Annotated in this window: 16 protein-coding genes; 2 read left to right on the forward strand and 14 right to left on the reverse strand. The window is 32.5% G+C overall.

All coding sequences use genetic code 11. The annotated features are described in order from the left end of the window. Positions 1-69: 69 nt before the first annotated feature. From aroB to KFE69_10155, 8 genes are all read right to left on the reverse strand, one after another. Complete coding sequence (aroB, locus tag KFE69_10120; GenBank protein UTW41855.1) at positions 70-1,161, reverse strand: 3-dehydroquinate synthase; 1,092 nt, start codon at positions 1,159-1,161, stop codon at positions 70-72. Beyond that, positions 1,158-1,685: a shikimate kinase AroK gene (gene aroK, locus KFE69_10125; protein ID UTW41856.1), complete on the reverse strand. Its 528-nt coding sequence runs from the start codon at positions 1,683-1,685 to the stop codon at positions 1,158-1,160. The genes aroB and aroK overlap by 4 nt, the downstream gene beginning before the upstream one ends. A 118-nt stretch (positions 1,686-1,803) precedes the next feature. Then, a complete protein-coding gene (pilQ, locus tag KFE69_10130) occupies positions 1,804-3,462 on the reverse strand; it encodes a type IV pilus secretin PilQ (GenBank protein ID UTW41857.1) in 1,659 nt (552 codons plus the stop codon). 22 nt (positions 3,463-3,484) lie between these two features. After that, complete coding sequence (locus KFE69_10135; protein ID UTW41858.1) at positions 3,485-3,988, reverse strand: pilus assembly protein PilP; 504 nt, start codon at positions 3,986-3,988, stop codon at positions 3,485-3,487. Beyond that, on the reverse strand, positions 3,981-4,595 hold the full coding sequence (gene pilO / locus KFE69_10140; protein ID UTW41859.1) for a type 4a pilus biogenesis protein PilO: 615 nt from the start codon (positions 4,593-4,595) through the stop codon (positions 3,981-3,983). The genes KFE69_10135 and pilO overlap by 8 nt, the downstream gene beginning before the upstream one ends. A gap of 2 nt (positions 4,596-4,597) precedes the next feature. Beyond that, a complete protein-coding gene (locus tag KFE69_10145) occupies positions 4,598-5,188 on the reverse strand; it encodes a PilN domain-containing protein (protein UTW41860.1) in 591 nt (196 codons plus the stop codon). A 2-nt stretch (positions 5,189-5,190) separates the two neighbouring features. After that, the gene (gene pilM / locus KFE69_10150) at positions 5,191-6,207 is read right to left on the reverse strand and encodes a pilus assembly protein PilM (GenBank protein ID UTW41861.1); all 1,017 of its coding nucleotides are present in this window, start codon (positions 6,205-6,207) and stop codon (positions 5,191-5,193) included. 129 nt (positions 6,208-6,336) lie between these two features. Next, positions 6,337-7,572 (reverse strand): multidrug effflux MFS transporter, encoded by a 1,236-nt coding sequence (locus tag KFE69_10155; protein UTW41862.1) that lies wholly within the window; start codon positions 7,570-7,572, stop codon positions 6,337-6,339. Positions 7,573-7,743: 171 nt separating this feature from the next. On the opposite strand from KFE69_10155, the gene KFE69_10160 reads away from it, so the two are divergent. Continuing rightward, positions 7,744-8,334 (forward strand): TetR/AcrR family transcriptional regulator, encoded by a 591-nt coding sequence (locus tag KFE69_10160; GenBank protein UTW41863.1) that lies wholly within the window; start codon positions 7,744-7,746, stop codon positions 8,332-8,334. A gap of 36 nt (positions 8,335-8,370) precedes the next feature. Here KFE69_10160 and KFE69_10165 read toward each other — a convergent pair whose 3' ends face one another. From KFE69_10165 to KFE69_10190, 6 genes are all read right to left on the reverse strand, one after another. Then, on the reverse strand, positions 8,371-8,862 hold the full coding sequence (locus tag KFE69_10165; GenBank protein ID UTW41864.1) for a hypothetical protein: 492 nt from the start codon (positions 8,860-8,862) through the stop codon (positions 8,371-8,373). Between the two features lie 64 nt (positions 8,863-8,926). Beyond that, a complete protein-coding gene (locus tag KFE69_10170; protein ID UTW41865.1) occupies positions 8,927-11,917 on the reverse strand; it encodes a DotA/TraY family protein in 2,991 nt (996 codons plus the stop codon). Continuing rightward, a complete protein-coding gene (locus KFE69_10175; GenBank protein ID UTW41866.1) occupies positions 11,914-12,348 on the reverse strand; it encodes a hypothetical protein in 435 nt (144 codons plus the stop codon). The genes KFE69_10170 and KFE69_10175 overlap by 4 nt, the downstream gene beginning before the upstream one ends. A 74-nt stretch (positions 12,349-12,422) precedes the next feature. Continuing rightward, positions 12,423-14,930, reverse strand: a complete 2,508-nt coding sequence (locus tag KFE69_10180) for a hypothetical protein (GenBank protein UTW41867.1) — start codon at positions 14,928-14,930, stop codon at positions 12,423-12,425. Positions 14,931-15,547: 617 nt separating this feature from the next. Then, on the reverse strand, positions 15,548-16,036 hold the full coding sequence (locus KFE69_10185; protein ID UTW41868.1) for a hypothetical protein: 489 nt from the start codon (positions 16,034-16,036) through the stop codon (positions 15,548-15,550). 10 nt (positions 16,037-16,046) lie between these two features. Continuing rightward, entirely contained in the window at positions 16,047-16,367 is a 321-nt protein-coding gene (locus KFE69_10190; protein UTW41869.1) for a DUF4258 domain-containing protein, read from the reverse strand. A 361-nt stretch (positions 16,368-16,728) separates the two neighbouring features. On the opposite strand from KFE69_10190, the gene KFE69_10195 reads away from it, so the two are divergent. Beyond that, positions 16,729-17,994 carry a DEAD/DEAH box helicase gene (locus KFE69_10195; GenBank protein UTW41870.1) on the forward strand — a complete coding sequence of 422 codons (1,266 nt, stop codon included), beginning with the start codon at positions 16,729-16,731 and terminating at the stop codon, positions 17,992-17,994.

Consider the following 17,994-nt stretch of genomic DNA (forward strand, 5'->3'; position numbering starts at 1 on the left):
TTTGAAAGTTTTAAACATACGAGAGTAAAAATAGTATAACTTATATCAACAAAAAGAAGCCTAAAACACTTATACTACTAGCGCTTTTTCAACTATATTTCTGTCTACTTGATCAACTACTTCTGCTTGACCAATTGATTTTAAGATAACATAACGAATTTGATTATTTTTATTTTTCTTATCTCTCGCCATTGCATCAAATAGTGCATCTTTACTCACCTGAGAAGGTAGCTTAACAGGCAAATTAAAAAAGCTTAAAAAGTCAACCAGTGAATCTTCATCTGTTTGACTGACATAACCTAATAATTTAGAAAGACGTATTGCAATTACCATACCACAACTAACTGCCTCTCCATGAAGCCACTGACCATAACCTAATATTTGCTCAATGCCATGACCAAATGTATGACCAAAGTTTAATAGGGCACGTAAACCGCTAGTTTCTTTTTCATCATTTTCAACAACTTCAGCTTTAATCTTGCAACTTAACTTAATTGCATAAGATAAGGCTTTTTTATCACGGCTAATCAGTGCTTGTTTATTATCTATAAGCCAATGATAAAAATCTTTATCATAAATACAGCCGTATTTAATTACTTCTGCAATACCTGCATGATACTCTCGAGCAGGTAATGTATCTAAAGTATTTAATTCTGCAAATACTGCTGTTGGTTGATAAAAAGCACCAATCATATTTTTACCCAAGGGATGATTAATTGCTGTTTTTCCGCCAACAGATGAATCTACTTGAGCAAGTAAAGTTGTTGGTATTTGCATAAATGAAATACCACGTAAGTACGTTGCAGCAACAAAGCCAACCAAATCACCAATCACACCACCGCCTAGAGCAATTAACAACGATTTACGCGTAAATTTTTTATCTAATAGCTCGGTATAAAGTTCATGTAATGTTTCTATTCCTTTAGATGACTCACCATCTTGAATAACAATTACATGTGTATTTACAAACCCTAATTGTTTAAGACGATTCAACCACTGCTTAAGATATAATGGTTGAATGACTTCATTTGTAATCACTGCTACAGGTTCATTTGTATGGGGTCTAAACAAATCAATAAAGTCATTAAAATCAGAAATCGTATCATTAATTACAATTGGGTATTGGTTATCTTTTGTCTTAACGATGATTGATTCAATCACAAAGTTTCTTCCATTAATGCCTTCGTAATCTTATAAACAACACTTCTAACTGTCGTACTGCTTGTTTCTACAACATAATCAGCAACTTCGCTATAAAGTGCTTCTCGCGCATCCATCAACTCTTTTAGACGGCTTTCCTTATCATCACAGCCTTTTAACAGGGGACGACGCTTATCTCTAGCTGTTCGTTCTAACTGCTGCTTAATACTAGCTTGTAAATAAACAACTGTTCCACGAGATGATAATAAACTTCGATTTTCAGGCAATAATACTGCACCACCACCTGTTGCAACAACAATACCTTGCTGCTCACATAAATCTTCTAATACCATTCGTTCACGCTGACGAAAACCTGCTTCTCCTTCAATATCAAATATCCAATCTATATCTACGCCACAGCGTGTTTCTATTTCACGGTCTGAATCAAAAAAATCCAATTTTAATTCATTAGCTAACTGACGACCAATTGTACTTTTACCAGCACCCATTGGACCTACAAGAAAGATGTTTTGTAATCTTTTCATATCACTCTTTTTTATTAGTTTTAAAGTTGAACAAATAGCCCCATCAGTATTTTTTAATGACTGTGACAAAATACACAAAATCAAGCCAATACGCAAGCTTTTCGTCTCATTATGATGATTATTCGATGATACGCGGTGTTAAAAAGATAAGTAATTCACGATTAATTATACGATCTGAGCGACTACTAAATAACCAGCCTATTAAAGGCAAATCCCCTAATAAGGGTACTTTTGAACGTCTGTGAGCAATTTCCTTTTCATAAATACCACCTAAAACGATGGTTTCTTGATTTTTCATTAATAATCTGGTTTTAATTTCACGTTTACTTAATATTGGTGCACCACCAGCGACTTGTTCATTTGTTTTTTGATCTTTTTTAACTAAAATTGTCATCACTAAATAGTCATTTGGCGCTATTTGTGGTGTCACTCTTAGCTCTAAGACTGCATCTTTAAATGTCAATGATGCAGCACCAGAAGAAGTTGATTCAAGATAAGGAATTTCCTGACCTTGACTGATATAAGCCTCTTCATTATCTGAAACAACCAAATGAGGGTTTGATACTTGTTTGGCTTCACCTTCACTTTCTAATGCTAATAGTTCCATATTCAAGGAAATTGAACCTGGTAATCTTGCAAAACTAAGCCCTAAAGTACTAGAACCTGCAATAGGAGGAAGTGTTGGTGTTACAAAATTAGGATTAACATTTCCAGTTACCGTACCGCCTTTACCATCAATATTAACATTGGCACTACCTGAGTAATTAATCCCTAACTCATCAATGACAGATCGACTAATTTCAACAATACGTGCTTCAATTAAAACTTGCTGAGTTGGAATATCTAACTCATTGACTAGTAAGTTTATTTTATCAATATAAGATTGAATATCTTCAACAATTAATGTATTCGTTCTTGGGTCAACACTTAAACTACCACGTGCACTTAATACATCTTGTTTCTGCGTTGTTAATACACGATATAACTCTTTAACATCAGCATAATTAAGTCGAATAAACTCATTTCTTAAAGGTTCAGCAGCCTCTGTTGCATTTAAGGCTGCTAAAGCTTCCTCTTCTTGAACTGCAATCACTGTTGCTGGTGCGATATATAGTGTATTACCTATTTTTCGCTTACCTAAATTTTTAGCAACTAAAATAATATCTAATACCTCCTGCCAAGGCACATTTTTTAACTGTAGACTAATATTGCCAGTAACATTATCACTTGTAACTAAGTTAAATTTTGCAAAATCAGCCAATACTTGTAATGCCGCACGCACTGAAATATCTTGTAAATCTAGGGTGATTTTTTCATTATGACGAAAGAGTAAGTTTGCTTTATCTCCGCCTTTAATATCCATTGGTGTAAAAATAATTTTTAATACATTATCTTGAAGCTCTCGTTTAATATTAACCGCTTGTTTGGCAGTTAATATAAATTCACTCGTAGTAGTTTTTTGTTCTCCTTGGATACTACTAATTAAATTATCATTGGCTATTTTCATCAAATAATGCCATTTATCTGCTAACACTGTATCAAGTATTGAGACAATAATTTGATCTTTATCATAATGGAGTTTAACCTCACCATGCGATTTAGGTAAATTTACTTTAAAAACAAATGTATCTGGGGATAATTGCTGATAAGAAATCATATCAATTTTTTTATCATTTTTATCAGTAAGCGCCCAAGCCCTTGGAAGTGCCAATAAGCACAAAGCAATCAAAGCTATCGTAATGCTTTGTAATATTTTTATTATGCTTCTTACTACCACTTACTTATCTCCAAGCATCACTTTATAATTTAAGCTCTGATTTTTCTTCCTTCCAATTACCAGAAGCTGATTTTATTTTTTCAACTATGCTAACTTTTTTCGTATCAATTGCTTCTATTTTTCCATAACGGTTACCTATATAATCACCAACTGATACGGGATAGACCATTTTTGATGTTTTTATCTCAATTAAAGCCCAACGCTTTTCACCTTGGTTAATGACACCAACTAAACGCAAATCATCTAATGAATACTTCTCTAGTGGTGTTAAAAATTTTTGATTTTTTTGATCATTTATTAAAGACTCATCAATTACATTTGGTATGGCAAATGGATCTTTTGGCGTTTGAGTAAATACGATAGGCTGATAATTAATAAATTGAGGTACAGATGCAATCTTAACAACTTTAGCTTGCTCCTTTTCTTTATTAATAAAATGATCAATATCTTGATGAGATTGATCACATGCAACCAACAGAATAGATAATGCAAACATAAAGAGACTAAAAGATGTATATCTAATCACCATCAGTCTCCTTCTTTGTCGATTCATTATTAGAAATATACTGATAAGTCATTGTATTAAGGGACAAAATAAGATGATTGTTATTGATACTGCGTTTAAGTGTAAAATCTTTAATTGTAATAAGCCTAGGCATTGAAGCAATACTACCGATAAATCGACCGATTTGATTATATGTACCTTCAACAACAACTTCGATAGGTAATTCTCTATAAAACGCTTTTTCTTTTATCTCAAGCGGCTTTATTAAATGAAATTCTAAGCCTGCACTAAATGCTTGATCAGTCATTTCTTCAATTAAAGATGGAATTTCATTATCATTAGGTAATTGTTTTAGCATGATTTCAAATTGATTTTGTAATTGATCAATTTGTGCTGTGTATTTTTGTGCTTTTGCCAATATAACTAATTTATGTGTTATTTTTTCTTTATAAACGACTTCCTGTTGTGCTTTTAAATTTAGCTTATCAATTAAATTACTAATAAAAAACCAATAACCAATACCGACACATAGAATAAAAACAATAAAATAGATAACCAAGCGAGCATAGCGTGGCAAGGTAATAATTTTATCTAATCTTATGCTAAATTGAGTCAGTCTATCTAACAAAATTACTCCCCTTTAACAGATTGATTAGTCTTATTATTTTCTAGTTTAGCAATATCAATTGTCATACTAAATCGGCGATAATGACTATCACTTACATCACTTTGGCCCTCTGAGGTGATCTCATAGAGTATTGGGTTTTGCATCCAGCCTGTGGCAATAATATTGCGCATAAATTCAGCAATTTGAGTATTTGACTCAGTCATACCATATAAACTTAATAAATCGTTTTCTTTACTCATTTGTGTTAAATAAACACCCTCTGGTATAATTTTTGGCAATAAATCAAATACATAAATAGTTTCAAAACGATGATTCTGTAATTGATTAACCATTTTCATCTGATCTAATAAGGCTATTTGTTCTTTTGATGCATTCTCTTGAGCTTTAGCCATTGCACTATAATAAATTAGCTTTTCTTTTATATAGTTGTTACGTTGTATTTGCTGGTCAATTTTCCAATGATAAAATTGAGCGATTACGATAATCACAACGATAGCTATAAATACAGACAGTATAATTGCAATTAGAAATTGTTTTTTTAACTTCTGATAACGCTGTTGACGCCATGGCATCAAATTAATATGAAATTCCATCTTCATACCTCCTTAGCTAATAACAGAGCTAAAGGTATAAGGTATTGATATGGATTCTCAATAACAGTTGAACCTTCCATTTGAATCATTAAATATTCAAAGGGATTAAATAACTTGATTTCTTGATCCAATACTGATGATAAAGATATGCTTATATCAGCTAATGTGGGAACATCACCACAGAGATAAATTGATAGATTATTTATAGATCCCTCAACTGCAGATTGTGCCATATTTAACGTTCTTTTTAACCAAGGCAACTGTGCATTAATTAAATTATCATCCTCATATACTATTGGAGTCATTTCACAAAATGTTGGTATTTGATTATAAATTAACAAAGTCACAACAATGGATGATTTTTTAAAATCTATTAATATAACTGGCTGTTTTTCAGATAATTTAATTGACCATAATGTCTGATAGATTAAACGATAAAGTGCATAGTGATATACATCAAGTGTTGCAAGTTGCATATTAATCAGTTTTGATAAATCAATATATTGAGAGACTATATCTCGATGAGCTGCCACAAATAATAAAGCATCTTTTTTTTGATCCGATAATGAGTGAACAATTTGATAGTCATAATAAATCTGATTGGGTTGATATGAAAAATAAGTTTCAATGCTCTGTAATACTTTCTCTTCCAGTAAATCCTCTTCTAAGTGTTTGTCTACCTGAACACTCTGACTAATAATACGATTAACAGGTAATGATAATGACATAACGCCTGGCTTTATACTATTTTTTAAGAATAACTGTGAGATAACCGAAGCTAAAGACGTATTATTTTGAATTTTATCAGCTTGAAATACTGGTTCAGTTAAATTGGCTGTATCTATGTTTAATAATTGATACTGGCCATTTTTAAGTCTTCTCATACATAGCATATGTACTTGATCATCAGTAATTTCTAATGCTGTGTTTATTTGAGCCGACTGTCCTATAAATTCATCATAAATTAGTGATGCAATATTCTTAACATAGGCTTCAGATCTATTTAACCAACCATTCATGCTATTATCTCATTATATTTCAATTAAAAGCATAGTTGATAAAATACATTTTTACAAATAGAACAGCCTATTAAAATTTAAAAATACTTTTTATAATTTAAATATGTAAATTAGGTATTTAATTTACTTTTAAATTTCTGATATTACTGTATCTGTCATCACCTGAGTTTGTTTTGGCATTAAGTATAAATACCCCACAATAAAACTTAGTAATGATGATACAAATAGAATAACTACCATATGCAGTAATGTTGGTAATACCAAAGCTGCAATAAAGCTTAATAAAAATACACCGCCCATTTGAAGCGCGCCATATAACGCACCAGCTGCACCTTTATTCTTATCAAATAAATTCAAGGCACTGGCACCACTTGTTGGTAAAACAAAACCCGTACCAAGATAAAATACTGCCATAATTATAACTAAAACACTAAAGCTAACACTAACAGATAAGACTAACCCCAATAAAATAAGTGAAGAAACAAACATAATGGTTAACCCTAGAACAATAATCGCATCAGATTTCATAAAGCGCATTAAAACTGCTGAACAAATTAATCTACTTAAGATAATAATACCCAGTAATGACGTTGAGATAATACCAAACTGAAATGCAGTAAAGCCATATTGATTAATCAATACAAATGATCCAATTGCATCAAAAATAACACTACCTCCTAATGAGACAACAATACAAAGCATATAGACTAAAAATAATTTATTTTTACCAATCGTTATGTAATTGTTAATCAAATATTTAGCGTGTAAGGCATGCTTATTTTTCTGATCAATTGTCTCTGGTAATTTAAAAATAACAGTAACAACAAGAATAACTGCAAAAATAGCCATAAAAATAAAATTGCCATGCCAGCCAAAGCCGTTTTGTAATGCACCACCAATTAATGGTGAGACAGCTGGCGCCATTGAAAAGAAAATACTCATCCAAGCAATTATTTGTAAAAACTGCTCTTTTGATACTGAATCTTGAATTACAGTTCTAGCTAATACAATCAAAGCACCTGCACCTAGGCCCTGAATACCACGGCCTATAATTAGCGCATATATATTAGGTGCAAAAGCACATAATAAAGAGCCTATAAGAAAAACAATTGCACCAAACAAAACCACAGGTTTCCTACCATATTTATCTGATGCAGGTCCATAAGCTAACTGTGAAAATGCTAACACAAGTAAAAAGCTTGAAATTGTCATACGTGACAGTGATGAACCCACATCAAAATAAGTAGTAATCGCTGGTAATGATGGTGTATACATCAATGCACCAAAAAAGTACGCACAAGCAAGCATAATCGATAATATCGTCATTTTAACGATTCCAAATGATTTTTGATTCGTTTGCTGCATTGTACTTTCCTCATTTTTATTGTTATTTAACGTAATATTTACCGTTTAATTGAACGAATGTTCAACTATAGTAACACTGATTGAACGATCGTTCAATAAATTTTCTTCATTTTTTTTTACTTTTGATATATCCTTAGCAATAACTTTAAACTTAAGGTATTGTTTATCTTTATGAAAACAAATGAGAATCAAACACAAACAAAAATTATCACCTCAGCAAAAAAACTATTTGTTAAAAATGGGTTTAATGGCACATCCATTCGAGATATTGCCAAAGATGCTAAAGTTCAAGTTTCTTTGATTTATCACTATTATGAAAATAAAACAGCACTTTGGAAGGCTGTAAAAGAAGCGTTATTTACTCAAGAATTAGTTCAATCTTTAACTGAGTGTACTGAAGTAGATCACTTTAAAGATTATTTAGATCGCTTTATTCGCTTACGTTTTGAAGTGTATTTTAATAATCCAGAAATACTAAGGTTAATTGATTGGCAGCGATTAGAAGATAATGATGAACTCATTGGTATTAGAAGCTATAGTCATAATAGTATTTGGCAGAATTTAGAGAATATTATCCATAAATTTCAACAAGATGGACAAGTCATTAAAAAGTACCCACCGAAATATATCCTTTTAACAATTAATTCAGCAATTTTTGCGCCATTTATGCATAGTTATAAATTTGACTCTCAAGCGGAAAGAGAAGCTTTTGTTACCATGACAATTGACTCAATGGAGCGTGCGTTTGGGGTTATTAATTGATATTCAATAAAGATATTTATGTACAAAAATCAATTATTACCCACCAAATGCTTTACTAGCATTTGGGCTTACACTTGGCGCACTTCCTGAACTTGCTGATGCTGCTAAAAATGGCATTGTAGGATTCTTAGCACCTGCAAAATTAGCTTGCACATTATTTATAAAGTTATCATTTTGATTGTATTTTTCTTTCTGGGCTAAATGTAGCACAACCCCTAATATAAGCCCTGGAACACCAAGTTTACTTATTGCTTGATTAAATGCATGATCACTTTTCTTTTGAGCATCTATATTTTTTTCAGCATTAGTAAGAAAAGCTTTTTGTAAATTAACATTAGAAGGATCCTGCTTCAATGCCTTATATACATCAATTTGTGCTTGATTTCCATCAAATAATTTATCTTCAACCAAGCGATCAACTCGGTCAGAATCTTTCTTAGTTAAAGGAATCCCACTACGGATATTAGCCATATATTGACTTAATTCTTTTACTTCATCTACCGACAATTTTGATTTTGTTTTTCCCACAACCTATCTCCTTACCCGCTTATTTAAATATAACCTACACATAACTATTTATTTAAAACCTATATTAAACCATCATTGCTGCTTCACCAGCCTGTTTGGCTGTATTAGCAGAATCATTTGAAATTGCCATATTACGCTGCGCAGTTGACTGAGATACATCTTTTTGACCTTGTGCATAAGACGATGTATAAGATTTCTCAGCTTCAATACCTTGTGTCATTGATTGACCACCTGCCTGAGCAGCACCTTGTGAGTATTGCGCACCAGCACCTTTAAATTCTTGAATTTCAGCTTCACCTGCACGCTCACCACGTGTATTACCAATCCATTGTAAGACCTTATCAGGAATTACATAGATCAATGAGAAACACTTCATAAATGCCATTGACAAGAACGTTGCATATAAGAAGATGATCATACAAGAGAACACACCACGTGCATAACCAGCCGCATCTGTACCGTCAGATACTGGCATTAGATTTAATAGTGAGTCAGTAATGGCATGGAAGCCCTCTGCTGAATACTGAATTACTACATAGGTTAGACCAATACCAAAGATCATACCTAAGATCATAAATACAGGTCTTAATACCAAGTTCATACAAATTTGAATACCTGGCTCTGACTTACCAAAGACTTCATGACCCTCAGGATAAACCAAACCAAGAGAAACAAATGGCGCTGCTGCCATTGCTTCAATAACTAATAACAACCAAGCAGTTTTACCAGCCCAGAATAGAATATATGGTGTTAATGGTATAATTAATGAGAATGATATACCAATACTAAAGATACTCGATAAAACAAATAAGACTAAAGGCAACCACATTAAACTTAATGAGAAGGTTGCTAATTGCATGGTTACATCAAACATTGCTTTAGCAAATTCAAGGTTCGTTTGCGCCGAGAATGTACTACTAAATAAGCCTAATGTAAATGCATTTGCTACCGCATAACCTTTAGCATTATCTTCAGCCTGACCAAACTGCTGCTTGGCTGAGTTTTGAATCTGTTGTAACTCATCTTTTGCATGAGAGAAGATACCAATCATACTATTGATTGTACCTTCAATTAATGCCATACCAACAGCTTGAACATTTTGGACCATACTAAAGTTTTGTGCTGCAAATGGAGCATCTGGATCAGCAGGAGTACCAATATTATAAATTTGATCTAATAAGCCACCAGCTTCACCAGCACTTGTATTAGTACCTAGCATATTGAAAATTTTTGTTAATAGCTGCTGTGCTGGGTCTGTTACATTTGCAGTATCAATTGGATCTTTATTGGCACCAAAATCCACCCCATTTGCATAAAAGAATGAGAATAGATTTAGTGTTGGTATAATAATTGTATTTGTTAAGTTTGCAACATTTGCCCTAGTACTAGCAGGAATATCATCTGGTTTTGTCGTATCAGAGATATTGTATGTTGAGTAAACTGAGTTAGTTAACGAGTAAATAATATACAAATAATTCGCATACTGATATTGCATACCATCAGTTAACAAGGAATTTACTTCAGCATGCAACTGCGTTGGAGTATATCCACTTAATAGTTTACTCGAATCTGCATTATCAATCATTTTATTAAATAAATCTCTAACATTACTCATTGAAGTTGCAAATGAGCCACTATTATTTAACTGGCCATTTTGCTGATAAGTTGCTAAATCAGTCATCTTAGCAACATGTTCATATTTAGAGTCATTTAATGGTTTAAATGAAACATCTGCACCTGAAAGTAAGTCTGAGATTGAATTTGAATTCTCTACATAGTGTACATCAATCTCACTATAATCTACAGGTATTGAAGTTTGGTTCGCAACCTTACTTGCAGCAGTAGATAATTTCTCAAAATTATTATATAAATTTTGTAAATTTTCACTTAAAGCATTATCAAACTGCAAATAAATCTCATCAGCTGTCCACCAACCATCAGTTTTAGCAATTTGGCATATATTATTTGGGTCTTCAGAACACTCTTGAGTTACAGAGCCTGATTGAGTTTCTAAATAATTAATAATTGCTGTAGATGTGCCAGACATTGTATCTGCACCGTACTGATTTAATCCATTAGGGGTTGTAACTAAATTCACGCCTAAATATTGAGAGTTGCCTCCAGCGTTATATTGATTTAGGATACCTTGCACATCTTGATAAGTTGGCTGACCATACATCTGATTAACTTTAAATGAACCAATCCAATCAGTTGTATTTAATTGAAACTGAACGTAATTATCTCCTTCAACTTTAGACCAAGAAGTCAAGCCTTGACCTAAAATAGAAGAATAATCAGCAAATGGTTTATTGCTTTCATTACCAACTTCTACAGCATCCGCCATTGGTGCTTGATAAGCTTTAACAAAACCACCTGTTGCTGCAGTAGAGTAATTTACTTTACAAGTTATTAACTCAGAATCTTTTTCTTCTGTTTTATAACCAGTTAATGTTTTATTACCTTGAGCATCTGTTGTATATTGAGGCACTTTGACCGTAACGGTACTAGGTGCTTTTGTACAGGCAGGTGAGCTACCTGTATAAAATAGATTAGTATCTAATAAGTTTTGAGTTAAGTTACTCATCATATAAGTTGCAAGATAAGTATCAATATTATTAGAAACCTCAGAGCTAACTACTGGCGGGACATTACCATCTACAACTTGATCTACAACATTACTCCAAACGTAATCTGCAAATGAAATACCGGCTGTTACCATAGCAAAAATCAAATATTGAGCTACACAATAACCTGTACTAAATGGAACTGCACAAATTGTTCCAAAGATAGCTCTTAATGAAATCCAGTGGCCACTCCAATTTTTACCTAGAAATTGACCATCTCTTGCTGTATTAATCGTACCAATAATGATAATGAACGCATAAAGCACAAAAGTAATAGCTAAAAGGCCTGTGTTAAAATTTTGAAATGTAACACTAAATAAGGTGGTATTTACATGTGTTAAAAGATTGGTAACATCACCACCAAAAATAGTTGTTAATACCTCTTGCGACTTATCACCAACTGGTACTGTTCCCCAAATTGTTGAACTCATAGTTTAGCCCCCTTATTACCTAATAAAGAGTTAAACCATTCACCTACAGTACAACCTAATTTTTTACTTTTAATTTGAAACGCCCAAAAATGATATTTAAACGCATGCGCTAAAAACATTAATGATGCAGCAGCACCAACAATTGCGCCAAGTTGATAGCCTTTATAAAACAATGAAATTGTATATAGCAATACAATAATACCAATTACACCAAAAAAGCGATATAAAAAGGTAAATGTCGCTAAATTATCACGTAATTTCTTATCAGTAATTCCACGAGCAGCTAAATCTTCAAACTCGCATGGGTCTTGTTCTTTATCAATTTTAAATAAAGTTTTAACCAAACGATATAAGAAAAATTGCTGGCGCTTGATCCCATCAAAGTCAGTCATTTTTCTTGCTGCTGTTCTTGTGCGTTTAAACCAGGCCATTGTTGTTGCTCCCACCTATTTTTATTTATTAAATTTATTATGTTGTTCTATTTAAACTTTTACTTTTAAATTTCTTAAAATCTATCCCCAGTCATTCGTTCTACACTATTTTGACTAGATTTTTGCTTCATATCTTGTTGAGCTGTATAAAATAAAGTCATTGGAGATGATTGAGGTGCTGTACCAATTACTGCTCGTCTTTCATGCTTAAACTCATCATTCAATACTTTTTGAAATAGTTTAAAGTTTTCAGTATTATTAACTGCATCTTCAGGATAGGCATAATGAATTTGATCTTTAGTGTAGTGCTTTGCTTTTAACTCTTGAAAGAATTTTCGATATTCACCTTCAGTATTTGCAAAAGCATAAACCTTTTGATTGTCATTTGTTTTATCAACTACTCGATCAACTGCATCAACCATAGCTTTAGCAGTATATTTATTAAGCGTTCCGTTTTGACTAATATCCCTAACTATAATACCATCACTTTTATCTGCTTGCTTAATTTCAATTTGAACGTTTTTTTCAGGATTTTTATCTTTTTTCTCTAAACGATATAGTTTTGCATCTTTGTGATCTTCTCCTGAACGTATTGGAGACATATCTTTATCATACACTTTAAAATCATATTTTTTTGATGCAAATAAATTTGTTTGCTTTCCTTTACCATCATCTGTTAGATCTTCTTTAATTGCTTTAAATATATCAGCATGCTTACTAAAGTTTGTTTTAAGAAAAGCACTTTTAACTTCTGAATATGTTTGTTGAAGATAATTTTTATGATGATCATGATAAGCTCCTTGCCAAGTATTTCTTTCCCCCTCAGGTAAAGCATCAATCAACTCATAAAGTCTGTGTTGAGCCGCTTTATTTAAATTAAAGTGCAATAGCTTAGCTTTATCTTGATGAGTTAAAGCAGTTCCACTTGACTCGCCATCTGCTGTTGCATTCATTATTGCACCTAGTGCAGTTGAATCATATTGCTTTTTATATTTTGCCGTATCTCGTGCAGCATCATCCCCAATATAGATATCACTTGTATCATTTGGATCAAAGTATATTTTCAGTTCTGAAATATTTTTACCTTTAATAGCTGCATGAGCTTGATAGCAATTAGCAAACTCTACTTGCCATGGCTTAGAGCCATCTTTAACAGCATTAAAAATGGCATCACGTTTTAATTTTTTTTCTGGTTCACTACCACCAAGAATATCTTCATATAATTTTTTGCCAGAAACATCTGTCCAATCATTTAATGGAGAGGTAAACCCAGTCGGAGCCTGAGCAATATTTCCAAAATAGATTTTTCCTTGGACATTTAAGTGAAGGTCTGATTGCAAATCACCAATTTCAGCAGTTTTAAGTTGAGGCTTGGCTGCTGTATCTAATATACTGTCATAATCTTTACGTGCATTGGCTTGCCAAGCCTTGCCTTGGTCTAACCCATCATATAATTTTTTTAATGTATCGGCAGTATCACCTGCTGCACTAAGTTTACTAAAAAGGTCTGAACCATCATCTTTTGCTAGATTAACTTTAGCATAGCCTGCTGGAGCAGCATCCCCAACATAAATACTTTTCTTATCTTCACTTAAATATACTTTGTTTTGAACGTTTCCAGCAAAGTTATCTTCAGCAGCCATTGTTGCCAGAGTAGTTGTAAAAACCTTTTCTTGATAAGCAGTAATAAATTCATTTTGCCATGGAACTCTCTGGTCTGCTGGCTTACTTATAATTTGATCATAAACTGTTTTTCTCTGTTCATCACTTGTCAATTTAGTAGAAAATAACTCACCACCACTAGTAATTCCATTACCTATCGCGGTAGTAAAACCTTGTGGTGCATCAGCTTGATCTCCAAAAAAGACACTCTTACCATCAGCAGTAAAATGTAATTTATCATCTAAATTACCGATAACTGCAGCATTATGTAGCTGAGTCTTGGCTTGTGCTGTTACATGCTCTTGGTACTTATCAACAAACTCCTTACGCCAATGTGTTGAAACCCCTCCATTATATAATTGATCATTTAATGTTTTTAATCTGGCTTCTTTTGGCTCATCACCAGCCATGATCTTTGTATATAATGCTGCGCCAGTAGCTGCATCATCAATATCAAGCTGAACAAAACCCTCAGGTTTCTGTCCAGTCTCACCAACATAGATTGATTTGCCATCAGGGCTAAAATGAATTTTTTCTTTTAAGTCACCATGCTGTAAATTATTCTGCCCTTCCATAGATACTTTAGCTGCAGCTGTTACTTCAGCTTCAAAATCTGCTTTAAATTGTATAACCCAATCAAGGCTATCTAGTCTAGCATTAGTATTATCTTCTTCAGCTGCATTATCTACTAATAATTTATAAAGGATTTTCTTATGTTCAGCATTAAAATTAGCAGCACCAATTAACGGAGCCCCATTGTTAATTTGAACATTAGTATGGCCACCCTCTGCAACATCTGCATTTAAGATTGTAATTGCACTACTATTATCAGCAATTTTAAGCCATAATCCAGCTCCACCTCGCCATGCTCCAGCATCTTTTAAAATATTTAAAAACTGACCTGGATTAGTATAAGCCATATTCGCGCCCCTATTTTACAAAACCTTACTCGCAAAAAAATTGTTACAACCCAAGATAACAATATTTATACAACCCGAAGGTTAACACATTAAACCTTTCGAACCATTATAAAATATAATCACACGCTGATCACGGCCACTTTTGTATCAGCTACTTTTAAAGATAACTACTTGATATAAGTTAAGTTAATTTTGAGAAAAAAATTTAATATTACAAAATGATACAAAAATTCAAGCAAAAAGTCTTTTTGGATAGCGTTTTTGCTGCTCTATACCACTTATTACTAAATTGCGAAGTATTATAACATAAATAATCAAAGAAAATATAACTAATTATCAAATATTACGCATATTACCTAACATCAATCATCACACCTTCTTTTGATCCATTTTAAGCTAAAACACAATGCGATCAAAAATTAATCATTTATTTATATTTATTACAAAAAATACATATACTGGCGTGATTATTGATTGAATATTCCTTCTTCACCCTATATCTAGGCAAATATGGAATTTGCCCAACCCATTTTAAAAATATCAATCATCATTCAACCATACGGGCAGAATCTATTTCTGCCCTAATAATCATTTCCGCCCTTATTAATTTATTTTGATTAATTTGCTACAATAGCTGACTCTATGCTCTTATAATCATTAACATCAGAAATAGATATTTTAAGAACTTTATTATCATTATGAATAAAATCACACTCTCTAATATTTATATAATAATTATAGAAATTAGACTGACCAAACATCTTTTCATAAATATATAATCGAATCATTTTCTCAATATTAATATCCATATTAGATGATTCATTCGCGCATTTTTCCCATTTAACAACAGCCACATGAGATTCTGAAACAACTTTAGACGCAAAATCTCTTAAAGTCATTGAAAAATAATGTCTAATAAATTTAATTTGATTACCTGTAAGCCTACTTGTATGACTTGCTAATGCTTTAACTGCTTCTTTAGCAACTTTTTCAACATCAACAATAGGCGCCCATCCGTCAAGTAATTTTTCCAACTTAACTTCTTCTAACTCGACAGGAAAGCCTAAACCTTCATAAAGGTAGTTTTTTATAGTTTTTGTTTCCATCACTTACCTCTTAAATCAATTTAATTACTGTAATTATAGGCATTAAGTCCCCTTCAAAAGTAACAATAACTCTTATATGTTCATCATCCATATTTATACCCTCAATACAGTACTTCCAATCCTCTCTACCTTCTTGATAGCTATCTTTACTTTTATTTCTTCTACGATTATATCGTCGTTCACCTTTTAGTATTTTTATTACATCAACTTCAGTTATACTTCTATCTTTTTGCCTTTTTCTTGCATGCAACAAAAAGCGATACTGCTTTTTATTAATTTTTTCTTCTAACAAAGAAAAAAGTACTTTATCATCCTTTTTAGGTGGCTTCATATTTAAAGCAATACCTTATTTATTCAATCACTTAATAATAAGTATATCATAAATCAATTAAAAATGGTAACTAAGTTACCAAAATTAAATCTATATTAACAAACATATAAAACACACCTCAATTAAATATTTTCTTCATTTTATATCTGGGCAAATATGGAATTTGCCCCAACCCATTTAAAAAATATCAATCATCATTCATTTGTACGGGCAGACCTACGTGTCTGCCCTAATAATCCATTTACGCATTATATAAATTTATAACAATAAACACCTTTAATTAACAAAATAACTATCTATTTTTGATCAATCAAACTATCCTGCACACTAATGAATTAAAATATGAATGATATATAAAATTATGAACTTTGCATCACTTAAGCTTATTCAACCATTACTTGAGGCACTAAAAACTCAAGGCTATAGTCAACCAACCCCAATCCAGAAAGAGGCAATCCCTGCTATTTTAAAAGGCAAAGATGTAATGGCCTCTGCACAAACAGGCAGTGGAAAAACTGCTGCATTTACCTTACCAATCATTCAAAAGCTTTCACAAGGTAATAATGTTCGCTCAAATCAAACTCAAGCACTTATTCTAACACCAACTCGAGAGCTTGCTGCACAAATCGCACAGAATATTGAAGCCTACGGTCAAAATTTACCATTACGCTCCACTGTTGTATTTGGTGGTGTTAAGATAAATCCTCAAATGATGAAACTACGCCGTGGTGTAAATATCTTAGTTGCGACACCAGGCAGGTTATTAGATCTCTACCAACAAAATGCTATTAAATTTGATCAATTACGCTATTTTGTTTTAGATGAAGCTGACAGAATGCTTGATATGGGATTTATTCACGATATTAAAAAGATTATAAAGCTACTACCTAATAAACGCCAAAACTTAATGTTTTCCGCAACCTTTTCAAATGACATCATCAAATTAGCCAAATCTATTGTACAAAACCCAGTGGAAATATCTACTTCACCAGTTAATAAAGCCACACCAACGGTTAAGCACTGGGTTGCCCCTGTTGATAAAAAACAAAAAACAGCCCTTCTAATTCATTTAGTCAAATCAAACAACTGGCAACAAGCCTTAGTTTTTACTAAAACCAAGCATGGAGCAAACACACTATCAAGAAAACTTAATCAAGCTAAAATAAAAGCTGATGCCATTCATGGCAATAAAAGTCAAAATGCACGAACAAAAGCATTAACTGACTTTAAAGACAACAAACTTCAAATTCTTGTTGCAACTGACATTGCTGCTCGCGGTTTAGATATTCACCAGCTGCCACAAGTTGTTAATTTTGATTTACCCCATGTAGCAGAAGATTATGTACATCGAATTGGACGAACTGGTCGTGCTGGCGCAACAGGAGAAGCCATTTCACTTGTTAGTGCTGACGAGTATAAGCAATTACAAGCAATTGAACGCTTAATAAATAAAATTCTTAAACGTGTGATTGTTGATGGATTTAATCCCATTCATTCATTACCAGAGTCAAATATAAGCATATTATCTGCTAAAGTTAAAAAACCTAAAAAGCCTAAATTACAAAAATATGAACATCGTGATGGAAAAAAACCTGTGCGTAAAAATTCAAAACAACGCAATATATGA

The organism is bacterium SCSIO 12844, assembly GCA_024397935.1.
Taxonomy (GTDB): domain Bacteria; phylum Pseudomonadota; class Gammaproteobacteria; order Francisellales; family Francisellaceae; genus M0027.

What these genes read in the sequence shown, in the direction of transcription:
- KFE69_10155 (UTW41862.1), bottom strand. Translation starts at nt 7,572, where the DNA reads ATGCAGCAAACGAATCAAAAATCATTTGGAATCGTTAAAATGACGATA.
- KFE69_10145 (UTW41860.1), bottom strand. Translation starts at nt 5,188, where the DNA reads ATGGAATTTCATATTAATTTGATGCCATGGCGTCAACAGCGTTATCAG.
- KFE69_10175 (UTW41866.1), bottom strand. Translation starts at nt 12,348, where the DNA reads ATGGCCTGGTTTAAACGCACAAGAACAGCAGCAAGAAAAATGACTGAC.
- aroK (UTW41856.1), bottom strand. Translation starts at nt 1,685, where the DNA reads ATGAAAAGATTACAAAACATCTTTCTTGTAGGTCCAATGGGTGCTGGT.
- pilM (UTW41861.1), bottom strand. Translation starts at nt 6,207, where the DNA reads ATGAATGGTTGGTTAAATAGATCTGAAGCCTATGTTAAGAATATTGCA.
- KFE69_10195 (UTW41870.1), top strand. Translation starts at nt 16,729, where the DNA reads ATGAACTTTGCATCACTTAAGCTTATTCAACCATTACTTGAGGCACTA.
- KFE69_10185 (UTW41868.1), bottom strand. Translation starts at nt 16,036, where the DNA reads ATGGAAACAAAAACTATAAAAAACTACCTTTATGAAGGTTTAGGCTTT.
- KFE69_10190 (UTW41869.1), bottom strand. Translation starts at nt 16,367, where the DNA reads ATGAAGCCACCTAAAAAGGATGATAAAGTACTTTTTTCTTTGTTAGAA.
- KFE69_10180 (UTW41867.1), bottom strand. Translation starts at nt 14,930, where the DNA reads ATGGCTTATACTAATCCAGGTCAGTTTTTAAATATTTTAAAAGATGCT.
- KFE69_10160 (UTW41863.1), top strand. Translation starts at nt 7,744, where the DNA reads ATGAAAACAAATGAGAATCAAACACAAACAAAAATTATCACCTCAGCA.
- KFE69_10170 (UTW41865.1), bottom strand. Translation starts at nt 11,917, where the DNA reads ATGAGTTCAACAATTTGGGGAACAGTACCAGTTGGTGATAAGTCGCAA.